21 protein-coding genes are annotated in these 16,477 nt (G+C 72.0%); 10 read left to right on the forward strand and 11 right to left on the reverse strand.

Features of this window, described 5'->3' with window-relative positions; all coding sequences use genetic code 11:
* Positions 1 to 6: 6 nt before the first annotated feature.
* On the reverse strand, positions 7 to 555 hold the full coding sequence (locus OG444_RS20575) for a potassium channel family protein (protein WP_327263556.1): 549 nt from the start codon (positions 553 to 555) through the stop codon (positions 7 to 9).
* Between the two features lie 113 nt (positions 556 to 668).
* Here OG444_RS20575 and OG444_RS20580 point away from each other — a divergent pair, with 113 nt between their 5' ends.
* The 3 genes from OG444_RS20580 to OG444_RS20590 all read left to right on the forward strand — a co-directional run bounded on the left by OG444_RS20580 (position 669) and on the right by OG444_RS20590 (position 3,207).
* The gene (locus OG444_RS20580) at positions 669 to 1,058 is read left to right on the forward strand and encodes an SHOCT domain-containing protein (protein WP_327263557.1); all 390 of its coding nucleotides are present in this window, start codon (positions 669 to 671) and stop codon (positions 1,056 to 1,058) included.
* 70 nt (positions 1,059 to 1,128) lie between these two features.
* Complete coding sequence (locus tag OG444_RS20585) at positions 1,129 to 1,614, forward strand: MarR family winged helix-turn-helix transcriptional regulator (protein ID WP_327263558.1); 486 nt, start codon at positions 1,129 to 1,131, stop codon at positions 1,612 to 1,614.
* 111 nt (positions 1,615 to 1,725) lie between these two features.
* A complete protein-coding gene (locus tag OG444_RS20590; protein WP_327263559.1) occupies positions 1,726 to 3,207 on the forward strand; it encodes a DHA2 family efflux MFS transporter permease subunit in 1,482 nt (493 codons plus the stop codon).
* Between the two features lie 27 nt (positions 3,208 to 3,234).
* Here the strand turns inward: OG444_RS20590 and OG444_RS20595 are convergent, their stop codons facing one another.
* A complete protein-coding gene (locus tag OG444_RS20595; RefSeq protein ID WP_327263560.1) occupies positions 3,235 to 3,684 on the reverse strand; it encodes a MarR family winged helix-turn-helix transcriptional regulator in 450 nt (149 codons plus the stop codon).
* A 35-nt stretch (positions 3,685 to 3,719) separates the two neighbouring features.
* Positions 3,720 to 4,562 (reverse strand): SDR family oxidoreductase, encoded by an 843-nt coding sequence (locus tag OG444_RS20600; protein ID WP_327263561.1) that lies wholly within the window; start codon positions 4,560 to 4,562, stop codon positions 3,720 to 3,722.
* 100 nt (positions 4,563 to 4,662) lie between these two features.
* Here OG444_RS20600 and OG444_RS20605 point away from each other — a divergent pair, with 100 nt between their 5' ends.
* Positions 4,663 to 5,133 (forward strand): MarR family winged helix-turn-helix transcriptional regulator, encoded by a 471-nt coding sequence (locus tag OG444_RS20605; protein ID WP_327263562.1) that lies wholly within the window; start codon positions 4,663 to 4,665, stop codon positions 5,131 to 5,133.
* A 93-nt stretch (positions 5,134 to 5,226) separates the two neighbouring features.
* Here OG444_RS20605 and OG444_RS20610 read toward each other — a convergent pair whose 3' ends face one another.
* On the reverse strand, positions 5,227 to 7,107 hold the full coding sequence (locus tag OG444_RS20610; RefSeq protein WP_327263563.1) for a galactose oxidase early set domain-containing protein: 1,881 nt from the start codon (positions 7,105 to 7,107) through the stop codon (positions 5,227 to 5,229).
* A gap of 402 nt (positions 7,108 to 7,509) precedes the next feature.
* Here OG444_RS20610 and OG444_RS20615 point away from each other — a divergent pair, with 402 nt between their 5' ends.
* From OG444_RS20615 to OG444_RS20630, 4 genes are all read left to right on the forward strand, one after another.
* The gene (locus tag OG444_RS20615; RefSeq protein WP_327263564.1) at positions 7,510 to 7,920 is read left to right on the forward strand and encodes a VOC family protein; all 411 of its coding nucleotides are present in this window, start codon (positions 7,510 to 7,512) and stop codon (positions 7,918 to 7,920) included.
* Positions 7,921 to 7,954: 34 nt separating this feature from the next.
* The gene (locus OG444_RS20620; RefSeq protein WP_327263565.1) at positions 7,955 to 8,383 is read left to right on the forward strand and encodes a helix-turn-helix transcriptional regulator; all 429 of its coding nucleotides are present in this window, start codon (positions 7,955 to 7,957) and stop codon (positions 8,381 to 8,383) included.
* A gap of 5 nt (positions 8,384 to 8,388) precedes the next feature.
* Positions 8,389 to 9,012, forward strand: a complete 624-nt coding sequence (locus OG444_RS20625; RefSeq protein WP_327263566.1) for a glyoxalase — start codon at positions 8,389 to 8,391, stop codon at positions 9,010 to 9,012.
* A 77-nt stretch (positions 9,013 to 9,089) separates the two neighbouring features.
* Positions 9,090 to 9,566, forward strand: coding sequence for an iron chaperone (locus OG444_RS20630; RefSeq protein ID WP_327263567.1), 477 nt, complete (start codon positions 9,090 to 9,092; stop codon positions 9,564 to 9,566).
* A 61-nt stretch (positions 9,567 to 9,627) separates the two neighbouring features.
* On the opposite strand, the gene OG444_RS20635 is transcribed toward OG444_RS20630, so the two are convergent.
* The 3 genes from OG444_RS20635 to OG444_RS20645 are packed head-to-tail and all read right to left on the reverse strand — an operon-like array spanning position 9,628 to position 11,025.
* Positions 9,628 to 9,762: a hypothetical protein gene (locus OG444_RS20635; protein WP_327263568.1), complete on the reverse strand. Its 135-nt coding sequence runs from the start codon at positions 9,760 to 9,762 to the stop codon at positions 9,628 to 9,630.
* Between the two features lie 7 nt (positions 9,763 to 9,769).
* Entirely contained in the window at positions 9,770 to 10,180 is a 411-nt protein-coding gene (locus OG444_RS20640; protein ID WP_327263569.1) for a hypothetical protein, read from the reverse strand.
* Entirely contained in the window at positions 10,177 to 11,025 is an 849-nt protein-coding gene (locus OG444_RS20645; protein ID WP_327263570.1) for an alpha/beta fold hydrolase, read from the reverse strand. Before OG444_RS20645 ends, OG444_RS20640 begins: the two co-directional genes overlap by 4 nt.
* 48 nt (positions 11,026 to 11,073) lie before the next feature.
* On the opposite strand from OG444_RS20645, the gene OG444_RS20650 reads away from it, so the two are divergent.
* Entirely contained in the window at positions 11,074 to 11,742 is a 669-nt protein-coding gene (locus tag OG444_RS20650; RefSeq protein ID WP_327263571.1) for a TetR/AcrR family transcriptional regulator, read from the forward strand.
* A 5-nt stretch (positions 11,743 to 11,747) separates the two neighbouring features.
* On the opposite strand, the gene OG444_RS20655 is transcribed toward OG444_RS20650, so the two are convergent.
* The 4 genes from OG444_RS20655 to sigJ (OG444_RS20670) form a co-directional block, all read right to left on the reverse strand.
* Entirely contained in the window at positions 11,748 to 12,938 is a 1,191-nt protein-coding gene (locus tag OG444_RS20655; protein WP_327263572.1) for an NAD(P)/FAD-dependent oxidoreductase, read from the reverse strand.
* A gap of 81 nt (positions 12,939 to 13,019) precedes the next feature.
* Positions 13,020 to 13,967, reverse strand: coding sequence for an RNA polymerase sigma factor SigJ (gene sigJ / locus OG444_RS20660; RefSeq protein WP_327263573.1), 948 nt, complete (start codon positions 13,965 to 13,967; stop codon positions 13,020 to 13,022).
* 128 nt (positions 13,968 to 14,095) lie between these two features.
* Complete coding sequence (locus tag OG444_RS20665) at positions 14,096 to 14,587, reverse strand: DUF1772 domain-containing protein (RefSeq protein WP_327263574.1); 492 nt, start codon at positions 14,585 to 14,587, stop codon at positions 14,096 to 14,098.
* Positions 14,588 to 14,690: 103 nt separating this feature from the next.
* Positions 14,691 to 15,665, reverse strand: a complete 975-nt coding sequence (gene sigJ / locus OG444_RS20670) for an RNA polymerase sigma factor SigJ (RefSeq protein ID WP_327263575.1) — start codon at positions 15,663 to 15,665, stop codon at positions 14,691 to 14,693.
* A gap of 169 nt (positions 15,666 to 15,834) precedes the next feature.
* Here sigJ (OG444_RS20670) and OG444_RS20675 point away from each other — a divergent pair, with 169 nt between their 5' ends.
* Positions 15,835 to 16,239: a hypothetical protein gene (locus tag OG444_RS20675; RefSeq protein WP_327263576.1), complete on the forward strand. Its 405-nt coding sequence runs from the start codon at positions 15,835 to 15,837 to the stop codon at positions 16,237 to 16,239.
* Positions 16,240 to 16,477 lie beyond the last annotated feature (238 nt).

Below are 16,477 nucleotides of genomic sequence, written 5' to 3' on the forward strand. Positions count from 1 at the left end.
CGCCGCTCAGGGCTCGTCGTCCGGGCCGGGGGGCGGCGAACTGCGCCTGTGGATGCCGATTTTGACCGCGCCGACGAGCGCTTTGGCGATCACTCCGATGAGGATCAGGTCGGCGACCATCTGGAAGGTGACCAGCACCCGGCCGCCCTCGGTGGTGGGGACGATGTCCCCGAATCCCACGGTGGCGAAGGTGGTGATCGTGAAGTAGAGGGCGTCCGTGCGGGTCAGCGGCTCCGAGAAGGAGGTGGGGTCCTGTGCGGCGAGCAGGTAGTACGTCGCCGAGAACAGCACCAGGAACAGCGGTACACCGGTGGCCAGCGCCTCCAGTGCGCGCATCCGCGGGAACTGCGCGTGGGCGACGGCGGCGATCTGCCAGGCCGTCAGCAGCCCGAAGACCACGAGGCCGAGCACGAGCGTCATGACGGTGGTGATACCGAACCCGCCCTCCAGGGGCGCCACGTAGTAGAGCCCCGTGAGGAGCGCGACCGAGAGCACCGAGCGCAGCAGGTGGCCCAGCAGGACGCGCCGGCGCTGATCGGCTGCGTTGCGTTCCATGCCTTCAGGAGAACGGCCCGGAGTCCGTCGCGCGACCGGAGCCGGTCCTCCGCATGCGGACCGCCGGGGCCGCCTGTATGAATGAAGGACCACGCGCATGATCGGAGTCGGGCATGGACGATTACCCGCTTCTCAATTTCTTCTGGACGATGATGTGGTTCTTCCTGTGGGTCATGTGGTTCTTCCTCCTCTTCAAGGTCATCACGGACATCTTCCGTGACCACACCCTTGGCGGCTGGGGGAAGACGGGCTGGCTCATCCTGGTGCTGGTGCTGCCGTTCCTCGGCATCTTCGTGTACCTGATCGTCCGCGGGCACAGCATGCACGAACGGGACCGGAAGCAGGCCGAGGAGCAGCAGGCGGCCTTCCGTTCCTACGTGCAGAGGACGGCCGGGAGCGGCGGCGGCTCGGCGGACGAGCTGCACAAACTCTCCGCGCTCAAGGACAAGGGCGACATCACCCAGGAGGAATTCGACCGGGCCAAGGCCAAGATCCTGGCCTGACGCCCGGGGCGCGCGAGTGGTCCGGTTGCCGATAATCCGCGACGGATCGATCCTGGTTACCCTGGCAGGCATGACGGCCATGGCACCCACGCGCACCGAACCGGACCTGTCCTTCCTCCTGGACCACACCAGTCACGTGCTGCGGACGCAGATGAGCGCGCGGCTCGGCGAGATCGGGCTCACCCCGCGGATGCACTGCGTCCTGGTCCACGCCCTGGAGGGGGAGCGCACCCAGGCGCAGCTCGCCGAGATCGGCGACATGGACAAGACCACGATGGTGGTGACCGTCGACGCGCTGGAGAAGGCCGGTCTGGCCGAGCGCCGGCCTTCCAGTACCGACCGGCGGGCGCGGGTCATCGCCGTGACCGAGGAGGGGGTGAAGGTCGCGAAGGAGAGCCAGAAGATCGTCGACCGGGTTCACGAGGGTGCCCTCGGCGCCCTGCCCGAGGACGAGCGCGAGATGTTGCTCCGGGCGTTGAACCGGCTGGTCACGGGGCATCTGGAGACGCCGGTCGAAGGTGCGCGTCCGGCCCGGCGGGCCCGTCAGAAAGGGTAGTCGAGGGTGCTCGTGAAGCGCCCGCCCAGCTTGGATCCGTAAAAGATAGTCTGCAACGGAACTATCTGTTACGGTCTCTCTTGTTGCCTCCCGACGACAGGAGAGATCGCCGTGCCCACCACCGCCCCGCCCCCTTCCCCCTCTCTCTCGCGCTCCCGCCGGCCGGCCCTGGGCGTCCTGGCCACCGGGATGCTGATGACGGTCCTCGACGGCAGCATCGTGACCGTCGCGATGCCCGCCATCCAGGGCGACCTCGGATTCACTCCGGTCGGGCTCAGCTGGGTCGTCAACGCCTACCTCATCGCCTTCGGCTCGCTGCTCCTGCTCGCCGGCCGCCTCGGTGACCTGATCGGCCGCAAGCGGATGTTCCTCGCGGGGACCGCGGTGTTCACCGCCTCCTCGCTGCTGGCCGGCTTCGCCACCTCGCCCGAGATGCTGATAGCGGCCCGTTTCCTGCAGGGCGCCGGCAGCGCGATGGCCTCCGCCGTCAGTCTCGGCATCCTCGTCACGCTCTTCACCGGACCGCGCGAACGGGCCGGCGCCATCGGGGTCTTCAGCTTCACCGGCGCGGCCGGAGCCTCCCTCGGACAGGTCCTCGGCGGTGTCCTCACCGACGCGCTGACCTGGAACTGGATCTTCTTCATCAATCTGCCCATCGGCATCGCGGTGTTCCTCATCGCCCTCCCGGCCCTGCCGGGCGACCGCGGGCTGGGCCTTACGGCGGGCGCGGACGCCCTCGGCGCGCTGCTCGTCACGTCGGGCCTGATGCTCGGGATCTACACGGTCGTCAAGATCGAGACATACGGGGCCGGTTCGGCCCGCACCCTCGGCCTCGGCGCCCTCGCGCTCGCCCTGCTCGCCGGGTTCCTCGTCCGCCAGGCCACCGCACGCAATCCGCTCATGCCGCTGCGGATCTTCCGCTCCCGCAGCGTCCTCGGCGCCAACCTGGTCCAGATGCTGATGGTCGCCGCTCTGTTCTCCTTCCAGATACTCGTCGCGCTCTACATGCAGAACGTGCTCGGGTACTCCGCCTCCGCGACCGGTCTCGCGATGCTGCCGGCCGCCGCCGTCATCGGACTGGTGTCCCTCACGGTCTCGGCCCGGCTGAACTCCCGCTTCGGCGAGCGCAGGGTGCTGCTGGCCGGTCTGGTCCTGCTGGTCGGCGTACTCGGCCTGCTGACCCGCGTACCCGGACGGGCCGACCAGGCCGACTACCTCACGGACCTGCTCCCGGTGATGCTCCTCGCCGCCGGGTTCGGCCTCGCGCTCCCCGCCCTGACATCGCTGGGCATGTCCGGGGCGAAGGAAGCCGACGCGGGCCTGGCCTCCGGCCTCTTCAACACCACCCAGCAGATCGGCATGGCGCTGGGCATCGCGGTCCTCTCCACCCTGGCCGCCGCCCGCACCGAGTCCCTCACCGCGTCCGGCCGTCCCGTCCCCGAGGCCCTGACCGGCGGATACCACCTGGCCTTCGCGGTCGGCGCCGCCCTGATCCTGGCCGCTCTGGCCATCGCCCTCACGATCCTGCGCGGTCCGAAGGGCTCCTCGCGGCCGGTCACGGCCGGGCGCGGGACGCAGCTCGCGGGCCTGTGACACCGGGGCCGTAGGGGCCGGGGCGGATCACCGCTCCGGTCCCGCCTCCACGTTGTGGGTCATGCGCTCCAGGACCGAGACGGCGGTGAGGTACTCCTCGCGCGTGATCCCCCGCGCCGACCGCTCGCGGAAGGCGCCCATCCGGCGCGCGGCCTCGGCGAGGAGGGCGCGGCCGTCGTCGGTCAGGGCGAGGCGGTCCGGCCGGGGGCGGGTCAGCCGGCCGTCGGCGAGGAGCGCCGCGACGGTGGCCGACAGGGCCGAGGTGCCGTCGCCGACGGCCAGGGCGGTCGCAAGGCCGGCGTCGGTGGCTCGCGCGTCGTCCCGGACGGCGTTGAGGACCTGCCAGCCGAGCCGGGTGAGACCGAACGCGGCGAGCGCGGAGTCCATGGATGCGGTCAGGGCCCGGTCCGTGCGGTTCAGCCAGTAGCCGATGGGCTTCACGCCCTGCTCCACGTCCCGTTTCGTGTCCTGCTTCATGTCCTGCTCCTTCTGGGGGGCCGCCGGTCGGCGGGTCAGTGGCCGGTGAAGGCGTCCGCGTTCTCGCGGGCCCACTGCCGGTAGGTGCGGGCGGGTACGCCGAGGAGGGTCTCGGTGGTGTCGCCGAGGGGCGCGGGTCCGTGGTCGGCGGCCTCCCACAGGTCGAGCAGCGAGGAGACCATCGGGGCCGGCATGTGACGGCCCATCTGCTGTTCCGCCTCGGCGCGGGTGATGTGCTCGACCGGGACCGGGCGGTCGAGGGCCTGCGAGAGGGCGGCCAGCTGCGCGCGGAAGGTGAGCGATTCGGGGCCGGTCAGGGTGAGCGAGCGGCCGGTGAGGGAGCCGCCGGTCAGGGCCTCCACTGCGATGTCGGCGATGTCCTCGGGATGGATGGGCGCGATCTGCGCGTCCGGGTAGGCGAGCGGGACCGCCGCCGACCGGCCGATGGTCCGGGCCCAGCCCAGTGAGTTGCTGGCGAAGGCGTCGGGACGCAGGAAGGTGCAGGTGAGACCGGAGCCGGCGAGGGCGCGCTCGACCTGGAGGCTGTGGCGCGCGAGCGGGTCGCTCTCGGCGCCGGGGGCGAGCACCGACGCCGAGGACAGCAGGACGACGTGCTCGACCCCGGCGGCCTCGGCGGCCTTGACCAGGTCGTGGATGCCGGCGGGCTGGGGGTAGAGGAACACCTGGCGGATCCCGCGGAGCGCGGCGGCGAAGGTTTCCGGCCGGTCGAGGACGAGCTCGACGGTCTCGACCCCCGCCGGGACGGTCAGTTCGGCGGGGCGGGCGCTGGCGGCGCGGACGGGCAGGCCGGCGGAGTGCAGACGGTCGAGGACCGCGCGGCCGACCGTGCCACGGGCGCCGGTGATGAGGACGGTCACGAGAAACTCCATTCATTCGTGGTCGCATATGCATGCTTACATGCACACGTTTTCATGTCAACACATGCCTGCAGAGACTCACGTATGTACGATGAGGGGCATGACGAAGCACGAGCCGGCGACCGACGAGGAACTGCTGGACGCCGTGGGCCCGGCCTTCGGGAAGCTGCGGCGCTCCTCGCTCCTGGAGGTCGAGAACCCGATCTCCCAGAAGGACCTGAGCCGCACCCTGGTCCTCAACATCGTCCTGGAGGCCGAACAGGGCGACGGCCGCGAGATCACCGTCGGCGCCGTCGCCGAGTACCTGGCCGTCGACCCCTCGGTCGCCAGCCGCATGGTGTCCGACAGCATCTCGGCCGGATACCTCGTCCGCGCCGCCTCCCAGCAGGACGGCCGCCGCACGATCCTTCACCTCAGCCCCGAGGGCCGGGACATGATGGACCGCTTCCGGCGGCACCAGCGCGCGGCCTTCGAGTACGTGACGGCCGACTGGACCGAGCGCGAACGCATCGACTTCGCCCGCCTCATGCTCAAGTACGTCGACGCCCAGAACGCGCTGCGCCACCGCTGACGGCCGCGCTCCGCGGCCCAGGAGCGCGGGCACAGCGCAGCCCCGGGCCGTCGGGCCCGGGGCTGCGATGCGGGGCTGTGGTGCGTCCGGCGGTTACCTGAAGGAGACCCACTTGGCCGCGCTCGGCACCCCGTACTCGTCCAGCAGGAAGAGCATGTAGTAGCCGGGCGGGACGTCATTGGCCGAGGGCGGTGCCTGCAGGCGCAGGATGTTCCCCTTGCGGTGCACGATGCCCAGCTCCAGGTGGCGCTGGCTGGTGTTGAGCGAGTGCGTCGCGGTGGTCGGGGCCAGCAGGACGGCCTTCTTGACCCGGTCGGGCGTGGAGGTCCCCACCGTGAAGGCGGCGTCGTACCGCAGCGGTCCCTCAGGGGCGTAGTCCAGCACCGGGCGGTTTCCCCGGTGCAGGTAGGACGGCTCGAAGATCTCGATGCTGCCGTTCATGTCGTCGTCGATCTTCGGGTCGTTGGCGAGCTGCTGCAGCTCGTCACCGGTCACCATGACCCGGCCGTCCGGGAGGACGACGGCGTTGGAGTGGTAGCCGCGCGGCAGCCGCTGCGCCGGGCCCAGCTTCCACTCGCCCAGCGCGTTGCGGGTCTCGATCTGCCGGTACTTCAGATCGGACTTGGGGTTGTAGTCGCCGTTGCCGTAGTCCCGGATGCCGTAGGCGCCGTTGACGGTGAGCAGGCTCGCGTCCGGGAGCAGCAGCGTGTCGTCCTGCGTACGGCCGAAGGCGCGGGGCTGCTGCTTCTCCCAGGCGCCGCCGCTCGTGAGCCGGTAGGTGTTGGGGTCGTCCCGGTCGCCGCCGAGGACCAGGACGGAGTCGGGGCCGCGCAGTCCCGCGGGCAGCGGCACGGCGGAGCCGTAGCCGCGGTGGACGCCGTCGGGGCGCGCGGGCAGGTCCGTACGGGTCTCCGCGACCGGGTCGAAGGCCCACTGGCGGGTGGCGTGGCGGCCCAGCCCGTACACCTTGCCGTCGCGCAGGGTGAACAGGTGCGGGTAGTCGCTGTCGGCGCCGAACGGCGCGTCCACGCGCAGGGTGTCGGTCGGGACGTCCCTCGGGATCACCGTCTTCTCGAAGGGGACGGGGTGGCTCTTGGCCGGGAAGCGCTCGATGACGGAGGTGGAGGTGCCCCAGCCCTGGTCGGTGTGGCCGGACATGATCAGCAGGCGGCCGTCGGGGGCGGTGGCCACGGAGGGGTACCAGCGGCCGACCTCCATGTCCTTGTTCACGGACCAGCCCTCGGTCCACGGGTCGAAGACCAGCGACAGCTTGGCGCCGGCGCCGCCGCCGTAGCCGAGGTTGCCGCCGAAGACGCCGAGCATGCCGTTGGGCAGGAAGGCGTGGCCGGCGCAGAAGAAGGGCGCAGGGCGCTTCTCGCCGGTGCCGTCCGGCACGACCAGCTCGGGCGGGGTGACCTTCTTGAAGGCGTCCGCCCCGGTGCCGCGGCGCGGGTCCCACAGGAAGGCGCGGCCGGCGTTGGCCTTGCCCAGGGTGTTGGTCGGCGCGGGCTCCTCGGTCGGGTCGGTCTCCATGCGCTCGAAGGAGAAGAGCAGCACCTTGCCGGTCGGGAGCATGGCGATGTGGGCGGCGAAGTCCGGAGACTGGAAGTACTCGGCGAACTGCCCGAACGCCTTGGGGTGGAAGCGCGCGTTCACGTCCGCCTGGGACCGGGTCAGTGAGTTCAGGCTGTCGATGCGGGCGAGCTGGGAGTACCCGCCCAGCTTGAGGAGCTGTTCGCGGACCTTCGTATGCTCCTGGGCGTGTTCGGCGCCGAGGGCGGCTCTTTCCTCGGGGCGGGCCGAGCCGTCGTGCGCGGCCGCGGGGACGGCGGGGAATGCGGTGACCAGGGCGGCGGCGGCCGCGAGGACGGAGAGCGCGGCCCGGTGGGTGGCCCGGCCTGCGGCCCGTTGAGCGGCCTGGTGCGCGGCCCGTTGAGCGGCCCGGTGCGCTGACCGGCGCTTGATGCGTGACATGTGACTCCTCACCAGAGGTGCTGGAGCGGCGGGTGCCCCGGACGTACGGGGGCACAGGACGCCTGCGACGTCTACGAGCACAGACCTATGCCGACGCGTCGGGCGCCGCACATCGGGAAGATCATTCGGGCTTCGGGCCGGCCGGGTGAAGACATCGCCCTGAGCTGCGCCGACGGCGCCCCGCAGCCCGATCCTCAGTCCCCCGCCCGGCCGCAGCCCCTAGTGATCAAGAGGCCGGGGCACCTCCTCGGGGGCGGGCGTCGGGCGCGACGCGGTCCGGTCCGGTCCGCGGCCGGTCCGTTGCCGGTCCACGGGCGGGGCCGGGCCGGGGCCGGGGCAACGGGGCCGAATCGGTCAGGATTCGAGAAGCGCCCTGCGTACAGGCGCAGTTACCGTTCGCCCATGGACATCAGCATTCACCTGAGCACCCTCCCGCACGACGACCCGGACGCCGCGGTGGCCTTCTACCGCGACGTCCTCGGCTTCGAGGTCCGCAGCGACGTCGGCCAGGGCAAGATGCGCTGGATCACGGTCGGCCCCGCCGGCCAGCCCGGCACGGGCATCCTCCTCGCGCCGCCCGCCGTCGACCCCGGGGTCACCGAGGCCGAGCGCCGCACCATCGCCGAGATGATGGCGAAGGGCACCTACGGCTGGATCCTCCTCGCCACCAAGAACCTCGACAGCGTCTTCGAGAAGGTCCAGGCAGGCGACGCCGAGGTCGTCCAGGAGCCGACCGAGCAGCCGTACGGCGTCCGCGACTGCGCCTTCCGCGACCCCGCGGGCAACCTCATCCGCATCCAAGAACTCCGCTGAACCGTTCGCGCACATCGACGAAGGGGGTCCATCCATGTGTCATCCCGCGTGGAGACGCGCACGGATCGAGGCCGCACACCTGCTGGACCTGGCGCGGCTGCGCCGCGTCCGGGACCGGCTCGACCGGGAGTACGCGCGTCCGCTCGACGTCGAGGAGCTCGCGCGCGCCGCGGACATGGCGGCGGGGCACCTCGGCCGCCAGTTCCGGCTCGCCTACGGCGCGTCCCCGTACGCCTATCTGACGGCGCGCCGCATCGAGCGCGCGACGGCCCTGCTGCGGGGCGGCGACCTCACCGTCACCGAGGTCGGCCGCGCCGTCGGCTGTGCGACCCCGGGCATCTTCGGCACCCGTTTCACCGAGCTGACCAGCACGGCTCCGGACGCCTACGCGCGCACCGCCCGGCGGCCGGCCGAACCGGTCAGGATTCGAGAAGCATCCGCCCCGGCCCCACAACTAGCGTGATGTTCATGACCTCCACCGAGACCTTCACCCTTGAGGTGGCCGACACCACGGCCGCCCACCGCTTCTACACCGCCTTCGCTCCCGACGTGCAGGTCCGCCTCAGGGCCTCGGAAGCACCGACGACCGGATTCCGCGGGTTCGCGCTCTCGCTCACCGTCCCCCGGCCGGCCGATGTGGACGCCCTCGCCGGCGCCGCCCTCGCCGCCGGGGCCACCACCCTGAAGCCCGCCTCGAAGTCGTTCTGGGGCTACGCCGCGATCGTGCGGGCCCCGGACGGGACGATCTGGAAGCTCGCGACGTCCGCGAAGCGGGACAGCGGTCCGGCCACCGGGCGGATCGACGACGTCGTGCTCCTGCTGGGGGCGGCCGACGTGTCCGCCAGCAAGCAGTTCTACGTCGGCCACGGCCTCGCCGTGGCCAAGAGCTTCGGCAGCAAGTACGTCGAGTTCGCCACCCCGTCGAGCCCCTTCAAGCTGGCGCTGTACGGGCGCCGCGCCCTGGCCAAGGACGTAGGCGTCCCGATCGACGGCTCCGGCTCCCACCGGCTCGTGATCGGCGGCACCGGCGGGACCTTCACCGACCCGGACGGCTTCGCCTGGGAGGCCGCGGTACCGGCTCCCACCGCCTGATCCCCGACCCGCACCACCCGATCGAGCATCGGTCATCGGCCATCGGCCATCGAGCTTCGCGAGAGAGGAACGCGCACATGAAGGGCACGCAGACGTCGACGGGGGACACCGGCGCGGTCGAGGAGCAGGCCGACGGTTTCACGGACGAGGAACGGGACGCGATCAAGGAGCGTGCCAAGGAGCTGAGGGCCGCCGGGCGCCGCGGATCACGTGCCGCCAAGCCCGACCCGGAGGCCGAGGTCCTCGCGAAGATCGCCGAGATGGAGGACGCGGACCGCGTCCTCGCGGCACGGCTCCACGCCATCATCAGGGCCGCCGCCCCGGACCTCTCCCCGAAGCTCTGGTACGGGATGCCCGCGTACGCCAAGGCCGGCAAGGTCCTCTGCTTCTTCCAGAGCGCGCAGAAGTTCAAGAGCCGGTACGCCACCCTCGGCTTCAGCGACCCGGCGAACCTGGACGAGGGCACGATGTGGCCGACCTCGTACGCCCTGACGAAGCTGACCCCGGCCGACGAGACACTGATCGCCGCGCTCGTCGAGCGGGCCGCCGGCTGATCCGCCGGGCCACCCGGCCGCGGGCTCCGGCACGGCAGCCCGGGGTCACGGTGGGCGGATCTCACGCGGGCTCGGGCCGCGCCTCCCGGCCCGCTCCGGCGGCGCCGGCGGCGTCGGGCAGCAACCGGGCGGCCACCGTCGGCCCGTCCGTGCCGGCGCCCTCGACCAGCTCGGCGAAATCGGGCGGCGCGCACATCCGCACCTCAGCGCCAGGTGTTGATCTCCACGATCTCGCCGGTGTCCAGGTCGATCCGGCCCTGGAAGTCCCCCGCGTTGCGCGTGACGACGATGAGCAACGGCCGCTCGTCCTGCAAAAGGGCGAGGTGGAAGCCGTGCACGTCGTTCGGGTCCCGCAGCAGGTCGCCGGGCGGCCGCAGCCGGTACAGCTCCGAGCCGTCGGCGCGGTGCACCACCGCGTTGTCCGACCGGGTGAAGGGCGTGGGGTCCAGCGCTTCGACCACCAGCACCAGCGTCTCGCCCCGCTCTCGCCACGCCAGGACGTCCTGCGGCGGCAGCTCGTACGCCTTCTCGACGTCCCCGGCGGGGCCGCTCCATCGGACCGTGGTGTCGCCCGGGGTCCAGGTGACCGCAACGGCCGTTTCGGGTGGGGTCACTTGGCGGCCTCCGTGGGGTTCTCCCCGATGAAGCGGCGCAGCTCCGCGCAGAGGGCGCCGGGGTTGTCCAGCTGGACGAGGGTGCCCGCCCCGGGGATCTCCACGTACCGCCCCCGCGGCAGCAGCCCGGCGAGCCGGCGGCCCGTCGCCGGCGGCATCATGCGGTCCTCGGCTCCCCAGGCGACCAGCGCGGGCCGGTCGAAGCCCGTGAGCCTCTCCGCGGCCCGCAGGTAGGTGTCCTTCTCGGTGCTGCGGCAGAACTTGGCGATGTCCCGGCGGATCGCGCGGTGGGTGAGCAGGGGCCGGTACCAGCGCCGCACGAGCGCGTACGGGATCGGCCGCGCCGCCATCCCGCCCAGCGAGCTCCGCATCCGTACGAGGAAGGGGACGCGGAAGGACTGCAGCAGCAGGAACAGGCCGCCCGGGATCCGGCTCGCCGCGTGCAGCGTCCTGCCCTGGGCACCCGGCGGGTAGTTCTCCAGCGCCTCGCACGAGGTGAGGACGAGGCGGCCGATGCGTTCGTCGCGCACCCCCACCAGGAGCTGGGCGGTGCCCGCGTCGTTCTGGACCAGGGTGACACCGTGCAGGCCGAGGCGCTCCAGGAACTCGGCCAGTACCGCGGCGACCCCCTGCGCCGAAAGGTCCGCGTCCGGCCGCATCGGCCTGCGGTGGCTGCCGATCGGCAGTACGGGCACCACCACGCGGAAGTCCCCGCGCAGCTCCCGCACCACCGCGTCCCAGACCGACCCGTCGAACCCGAGCCCGTGGACGAGCACCACGACCTCGCCGTCGCCGCCCGTGTCCGTGTAGTCGATGACGCCTGCGCTCAGCTCGATCTCGGACAAGGTGCTACCTCCGACTAGATAGACCGATCTAGTGAGAGACTAGCGAGCGTGAGGACCACGGGCGACACCAGGCAGCGCATCGTCACGGCCGCGACCGAGCTGTTCCGGCGCCAGGGCTATGCGGCGACGGGCATGAAGCAGATCGTCGCGGCCGCCGATGCGCCGTACGGCTCGGCCTACCACTTCTTCCCCGGCGGCAAATCGCAGCTGGGCGAGGAGGTGATCCGTACGTCCGGCGCGGCCTACCTCGTGCTGATCGCCGAACTCTTCGCCTCCCCCGACGGGGCCCCGGACGCATCCCCGGACGGAGGCCGTGACGGTGCCCGGGACATGGCCGCCGTCACGGGCGACGCGTTCACTGCCGCGGCGCAGACCCTCCAGGAGCTCGACTTCGCCGACCCGTGCCCCATCGCCACCGTCGCGCTGGAGGTGGCCAGTACCCACGAACCGCTGCGCCTGGCCACCGCCGAGGTGTTCGCGAGCTGGACGGACGGCCTCGCCGCCTTCTACGCCGCCGGAGGCCTCACCGAGCCCGCCGCGCACGAGACCGCGAGCTCGGTGATCGCCCTGCTGGAGGGCGCCTTCATGCTCGGCCGCGCCGCGCGCAGCACCGCCCCGGTCCTGGCCGCGTCCCGCGCCGCGACCGCCATCGTCCGAGCGGCCCGATCCACGCTCCCCGACACCCCCGACACGCCCGGTTCCCCCGCCGGCGCGTGACCGCTTCACCGGGCGACGGGCCGGGGCCGGGCTTCGGCGGTCGTCACGATGCGGTGGCGGCGGCTCGGCAGCATCAGGGTCGGGTGGGAGACGCTCCAGGCCGCGCCCGAGCAGATGAGCTCCTTGAGGCGGGCACCGGCCCGGCCCGTGACGGCCGTGGGCTTGACCCGGTCGTCGGGGGTCACCTTCTGGAGGATCCCGTCGCGGCGTCCGAGGCTGATGCACTGCGCGTTGTAGCCGATCGTGGTCTCGGGGACCTTCCGGCCGGTCAGCCGCGCGGCGAGCGCGTCCGCGGCCTGCCATGCCATCGGGGTCGCCGTGGCGCAGGACATCCGCAGCGCCTTGTTGCCCGCGCCCTCGGCGAGCGCGGCGTCGCCGACTGCGTACACGTCGGGGTGGGACACCGAACGCATGGTGGCGTCGACGACGATCCGTCCGGTGTCGGAGACCTCCAGCGTGGTGGCTGCCGCGATCGGGTGCACGGCGAAGCCGGCGGTCCACACGGTCACCTGGGCCGGGATCTCCCCGCCCGCAGCGGTGACCGCGCCGTTCGCTCCGACGCACGTGATGTCGGCCTGCTCGTGGACCGTGATGCCGAGCCGTTCGAAGGCGCCGCGCAGGTGGCGCCGGGCCTTGTCGCTGAGCCAGTCGCCGACGCCGCCGCGGGCGGCGATGGCGACCTCGAGGTCCGGGCGCGCCTCGGCGATCTCGGTGGCCGCTTCGATGCCGGTCAGCCCGCCGCCGGCGATCAGTACGGTCCCGCCCGGCGCCAGCTCGGCCAGCCGCGCCCGCAGCCGCAGTGCGCCCTGCTTCCCGGCGACGTCGTGGGCGTGCTCGGCGACGCCGGGGACGCCGTGGTCGGTGGCGGTGCTCCCCAGGGCGTACACGAGGGTGTCGTAGCCGAGGGTCCCGGCGCCGTGCTCGTCGGCGAGATCGACGTTCTTGCGGTCCACGTCGACGGCGGTGACCCGCGCCGCCCGGAACTGCACGCCGGTGCCCGCGTAGATGTCGCGCAGCCGGCGCGGCGGCAGGTCCTGGCCGCTCGCGAGCTGGTGCAGACGGACCCTCTCGACGAACTCGGGGTCGCCGTTGACCACGGTGATCTCGACGTCGTCGCGGTGCAGCCGCTTGGCGAGGCGACCGGCGGCGATGGCTCCGGCGTACCCGGCTCCGAGGACGACAATGCGGTGCTTCATGGCTGGCTCCCTATCCGGTTGGACTCACCTCCTGAACCGGACAGCCGCGCGATCCCTGACATCTTTCGAAAGTGACGTGGGTCACATCACCTGGGTGAGGGGGTGATGGGGGCCGGCAGCCGCCCACTGGCGCGTGATGCGTTCCAGCTTGTCGGGGTTGACCTGGATCTGGATCGCGCCGACGCCCTCGGGCGTGGGCGCGAGGGAGATGACGCCCAGAATCCGCTCGCCGGCCGTGATCAGAGCGGCGGGACCGCCGTTCACGACGGCGGCATGGGCAACGATGGCACCGCCTCCCGCATGGGCCCGCTTGGCCAGACCCGGCCGGAACAGACCCCGCAGGTACCGCGCGATGCCGAGCGCACCGATGACCGGGGTCCTGCGGGCCGGAACCCGGGCACCGCCGTCGGCCACCGTGACCGCGTCCTCGGTGAGCAGCCGGATCAGCGGCTCGGTGTCGCCGCTGAGCGCCGCGGCGAGGAACTCCTCGACGACCTTCCGCGCGGCGGCCGCATCGATCTCGGTGCGGGCCCGGTCACTGGCGAGGTGCTGCTTGGCGCGCCGGTAGATCTGCTGGCAGTTCGCCTCGGTGAGGTCGAGGATCTCGCCGATCTCGCGGTGCGCGTACCCGAACGCCTCGCGCAGTACGTACACCACGCGCTCGTTGGGCGACAGCCGCTCCATGAGGGTGAGCACCGCGAGGGACACCGACTCGCGCTGCTCGGCCGTGTCGGCCGGACCGAGCATCCGGTCTCCGGCCAGGACCGGCTCCGGGAGCCACTGCCCCACGTAGGTCTCCCGCCTGACCCGTGCCGAGGTGAGCTGGTTGAGGCAGAGGTTGGTGAGCACCTTCGTCAGCCAGGCCTCAGGCGTCTCGATCAGCTCCCGGTCCGCCGCGTGCCAGCGCAGGAACGTCTCCTGCACTGCGTCCTCGGCGTCACCGGCCGACCCCAGCAGCCGATAGGCGATCGCCTCCAGGCGGCCCCTGGAACCCTCGAACACGTCGGCCTCGTGCGTACGCAGTGACATCCCGTCATGATCGGCCATGTGTGCGGGCGCGTCCACAGGTTCCGTGACCGGCCCGGCGGCGGCCGGATGCGTCGTACCGGGCCCGGTGGCGGTGGCGGGATGCCCGAGTGCGGCACTCCGCGGGAACTTCACCCGGTGCCGGGCCCGGCCGGGCGTCGGTCGCGGGTCTGCGGACCCAGGGCCAGGAAGACCAGAACCGCGAACGCGATGACGGCGGCACCGGTACGGAGGTCGTTGAACATCTCCCAGCGGCGCAGGATCTCCGCGTGGTCGGCCGGGGCCGAGGTGCGCGCCCATTCCTTGATCCGGCCGTTGATCGGGACGTTGCCGAACCGGGTGATCAGGAAGGACGCGAGGGTCAGCAGACCCGCCGCACCTGCGAGCAGCCGGGTGCGGCCGCGCGTCAGGGCGGCGAGTGCCAGCGAGCAGACTGTCGACACCCCCATCGCGGCCTGCACGGTGATGCCGTTCATCTTCATCAGTTCGGCGTGGAACGACAGCCGCATGTCGAGGGGTACTGCGTTGAAGGTGGGGACGAGGTTGGCCGCGCCGTAGCCGAACGCGCCGGCGAGGAGTCCGGTGGCGAGCAGGGCGATGCCCTGAAGGAGTCGGATGCGCATGTTCGTGGGCTCCCGTACGTGAGTGCTTGTGGGGCCGGGCCGGGCCGGGCCGGGCGCAGGGCAGGGCGCAGGGCAGGGCCGGGGGCGTGCCCCCGGTGCCGGCTCAGCTCTGCCCGTTCTCGGTCCAGGGGCGGAGCTTCTCCGGGTTGCGGACCGCCCAGATGCGGGAGATGCGGCCATCGGTGAGGCTGAACGATGCCACGGTCACGGTGACCCCGGAGTGCTGGGCGACCAGGCCGGGCCGTCCGTTGACCTTCCGTTCCAGCAGGGTCAGGCCGGGGGCCTTGTCGGCGATGTGGATCAGGTACTGGGCGATCTGCTCGCTGCCCTCGACCGGGCGCAGGACGGTGCCGACCAGTCCGCCGCCGTCGGCGGTCAACGTGGCGTCGGGGTCGAGGAGTCCGACGAGTGCCTTGATGTCCTTGGCCTCCCACGCCTCCTTGAAGTCCCGCACCAGGCCCGCCTGTCCGACGGTCGCGGCCACCGGGTCGGCCGGGGCCGCCGGGGCCTTCGCCGCGTGAATGCGGCGGCGGGCGGAGGACGCCAGTTGCCGGCAGGCCGCGGGCGTCCGGCCGAGGACCTCGGCGATCTCGGCGAAGGGGTAGCGGAAGACGTCGTGCAGGATGAAGGCCACGCGTTCGGCCGGTGTCATCGCCTCCAGGACGACGAGGAAGGCCATGTTCACCGACTCGTCCAGGGTGATCCGGTCGGCGGGGTCGACCGGCCCTCCGGTCCCGCCGTCGCCCGCCCGTCCGCTGATCCACTCCGTGCGGTCGGGCAGCGGCTCGGGGATCCATTCGCCGACGTAGCGCTCGCGCCTGGCCCGCGCCGAGCCGAGCACGTCCAGGCAGATGCGGCCGGCCACCGTCGTCAGCCAGGCACCGGGTGACTCGATGGCCTCCTGCTGCTGGCGCGACATCGCGTACCAGCGCGCGTACGTCTCCTGCACGGCGTCCTCGGCCTCGGCCAGCGAACCGAGCAGCCGGTAGGCGAGGTTGATCAGCTTGCGCCGCTCGCCGACGATCGCGCTCAGGCCCGGCTCGAAGCCGTCGTGCCCTGCCCCGGACGGGGTGTTCATGATCGTTACCGCTCCCTGTTCGTGTCGTCCGTTCCGGCTCTCGGCACTACGACGAAACACCGCCCCGAACGGTGAGGCCGGCGGCACCTCACATTTCGCGGCCCCACGTCGTCGGACTGCCGAGACACCGACGATCCACCGCCGCGAGGCAGATGAGGGGGGCCGCGCCATGGCCACGCAGACGACGGCAGTACCGGGCCGATTCACGTTCCTCCAGGTCGCGATAGCCGTGCAGACCTTGGCGATCTTCTTCCAGGCGGCGACCGCCGGGCTCCTGCTGTCCTCGTCGTACGGCGCGACACTGCACGACGTGGGTTCACGCGTGATGTACGGCGCCTCGATGCTGTACGTACTCGCCGCGGTCCTGGCCTGGCGGCCGGGCGGCGGCTCGCCGCGCCCCGTCCTGTACGCGTCCGGTTTCCTCGTACTCGCCTCGGTGCAGGTGGTGCTGGGCATCGCGCACATGCCCTCGCTCCATGTCCCGCTGGGCATCCTGATGTTCGGCCTCAGCATGATGGACCTGGGACATGTGCTGGCCACCCGCCGGTCGGGAGGCACCGGTAGCCGGTCGTAGCCGCCCCTCCACGGCCCCGTGGACGTCCTGGCCCGCACGGTGCGGCGGGTCCGGCCGCGGCAGGCGTCAGCAGGTCCGTCCGATGCGGGGGCGGCGAGGATCTTGGCGTGCGGGGCCGGAGGAACCGGGTAACGTCTTTGTCATGTTCTTCCAGACGCCGATTCACGAGTGAGCGCGTGACGGGGCCCCGCTGACGTCCTCCGACGTCGCCGCGCCCGTCCCCCACCGATGAATCCGT

The organism is Streptomyces sp. NBC_01232, from assembly GCF_035989885.1.
Lineage (GTDB): Bacteria > Actinomycetota > Actinomycetes > Streptomycetales > Streptomycetaceae > Streptomyces.